4 protein-coding genes are annotated in these 2,333 nt (G+C 61.5%); all 4 read left to right on the top strand.

The genetic code is table 11. From position 1 onward, the window contains the following. Positions 1–51 precede the first annotated feature (51 nt). Positions 52–456: a MarR family transcriptional regulator gene (locus D6877_RS25900; RefSeq protein WP_130912547.1), complete on the top strand. Its 405-nt coding sequence runs from the start codon at positions 52–54 to the stop codon at positions 454–456. Positions 457–508: 52 nt separating this feature from the next. Next, on the top strand, positions 509–1,717 hold the full coding sequence (locus D6877_RS25895; RefSeq protein WP_130912546.1) for an MFS transporter: 1,209 nt from the start codon (positions 509–511) through the stop codon (positions 1,715–1,717). Then, positions 1,714–1,836 carry a hypothetical protein gene (locus tag D6877_RS30205; protein ID WP_024012178.1) on the top strand — a complete coding sequence of 41 codons (123 nt, stop codon included), beginning with the start codon at positions 1,714–1,716 and terminating at the stop codon, positions 1,834–1,836. The genes D6877_RS25895 and D6877_RS30205 overlap by 4 nt, the downstream gene beginning before the upstream one ends. A gap of 54 nt (positions 1,837–1,890) precedes the next feature. Further along, a partial coding sequence (locus D6877_RS25890; protein WP_130912545.1) for a glutathione peroxidase occupies positions 1,891–2,333 on the top strand: 443 nt, incomplete at its 3' end.

Raw genomic sequence — 2,333 nt, 5'->3', positions numbered from 1 at the left:
TAAACTCATCTGTAACTTGATTTAACACACTCGCGGGTATATACACGCATCATGCTTCCTTCTCAGTGTTTGTGCACCAACCTGCGTCGCGCCGCGCGTGGCGTCAGCAGGCATTACGACGGCGCTCTCGACGGCTTCGGGATCAACGTTGCCCAGTATTCTCTGCTGTGCAATCTGCAGCGACTGGAGCAACCGAGCATTTCCGAACTGGCAGAGGCCATGGGGCTGGATCGCAGCACCTTGGGGCGCAACTTGCGCGTGCTCGAGGGCGAAGGTCTGGTGGCGCTGGCCGAAGGCGAGGACATGCGCAACCGTATCGTGCGCCTCACCGAAACCGGTGTGCAGCGCTTGGCAGCGGCATTGCCGGCGTGGGAAGCGGCGCAAAAGCGGCTGATCGACCGGCTCGGTGCCGAGAAGCGCGAAACCTTGCTCAAACTGCTCGACGAACTGGCCTGACGCCGGTTTTTTCGCGCTCAAGCGGGTATATACCCGCGACTGGAGAATAACAATGACATCGATGTGGCGTACGTGCGGTTGGGTGTTGCTGGGGAGTGCGCTGATCCTGGCGTTGTCATTGGGCGTGCGTCACGGGTTCGGCCTGTTCCTGTCGCCAATGAGCGCGCAGTTCGGCTGGGGTCGCGAAGTGTTTGCCTTCGCCATCGCTCTGCAAAACCTGATCTGGGGCCTGGCGCAACCGTTCACCGGCGCGCTGGCGGATCGCTTCGGCGCGGCGAAAGTGGTGCTGGTCGGTGGGATCCTCTACGCGGCGGGCCTGGTGTGCATGGGCCTGTCTGATTCGGCAGTGACTCTGTCACTGAGTGCCGGTCTGCTGATCGGTATCGGTCTTTCGGGCACTTCGTTTTCGGTCATTCTTGGTGTTGTGGGTCGCGCTGTGCCGCCAGAGAAACGCAGCATGGGCATGGGTATCGCCAGCGCCGCCGGTTCGTTCGGCCAGTTCGCCATGTTGCCGGGCACGCTCGGTTTGATCGGCTGGCTCGGCTGGTCGGCCGCATTGCTGGTGCTAGGCCTGTTGGTGGCGATGATTGTGCCGCTGGTGAGCATGCTCAAGGACAAGCCACTGCCGGTGCTTGGCCATGAACAGACTCTTTCCGAAGCGCTGCGTGAGGCCTGCTCGCACTCCGGTTTCTGGCTGCTGGCGTTCGGCTTTTTTGTCTGCGGTTTTCAGGTGGTGTTCATTGGCGTGCACTTGCCAGCGTATCTGGTCGATCAGCATCTGCCGGCGACCGTCGGCACTACGGTGCTGGCGTTGATCGGGCTGTTCAATATCTTCGGCACTTACACCGCCGGCTGGCTTGGTGGCCGCATGTCGAAACCGCGTCTGTTGACGGCGTTGTATCTACTGCGCGCGGTGGTGATCGTGCTGTTCCTGTGGTTGCCGGTGACGACCACCACAGCGTATCTGTTCGGTATGGCCATGGGCTTCCTGTGGCTGTCGACGGTACCGTTGACCAACGGTACGGTGGCGACCTTGTTCGGCGTGCGCAATTTGTCCATGCTCGGCGGCATCGTCTTCCTGTTCCATCAGCTCGGCTCGTTCCTTGGCGGCTGGCTGGGCGGAGTGGTATATGACCGCACCGGGAGTTATGACTTGATCTGGCAAGTGGCGGTTCTCTTGAGCCTGCTGGCAGCGGCGCTGAACTGGCCGGTGCGCGAGCGTCCGGTGGCGCGCCTGCAAGCTGCGGCGAGTGCAGCATGAGCCGGATCTGCGCGCGATTCGCCGTGACCGCGCTGGCTGCTGCGCTGTTGGCGCTGGTGTGGTGGGGCTGGCAGCGCGGCGGTCTGGCGCTGATGCAGTTGGGCATGAGCATTTGCTAGATGGCAGCGTGGCGAGTAACGTCGAAGCCTGATGACTGCCCAAGGAAATTCAACATGTTGATGCGCTGGTGTGCTGTTCCCGCGTTGCTGATGGCGTTGACTGGCCTGGCCCAGGCCGCCGATTGTCCTGAGCTGCTGCAAGGCTCGCTGCCCAAGCTGCGCGCCAAGGAATCCATCGATCTGTGCAAGCAGTACGCCGACAAGCCGCTGGTGGTGGTCAATACCGCCAGCTTCTGCGGTTTCGCCCCGCAGTTCGAAGGCCTCGAGGCGCTGAACAAGCGCTACAAGGCGCAAGGGTTGGAGATGCTTGGTGTGCCGTCGAATGACTTCAAGCAGGAGTCCAAGGACAGCGCGGAAACCGCCAAGGTCTGCTACGCCAATTATGGCGTGACGTTCAACATGACCGAGCCGCAGAAGGTTCGCGGCGATGACGCCACGCACCTGTTCCAGGTATTGGCCGCGCAGAGCAATGCGCCGAAGTGGAATTTCTACAAGTA

The sequence above is a fragment of the Pseudomonas sp. Sample_9 genome (genome assembly GCF_004307535.1).
GTDB lineage: Bacteria > Pseudomonadota > Gammaproteobacteria > Pseudomonadales > Pseudomonadaceae > Aquipseudomonas > Aquipseudomonas mercuritolerans.
This window is presented reverse-complemented; position numbering and strand designations above follow the sequence as displayed.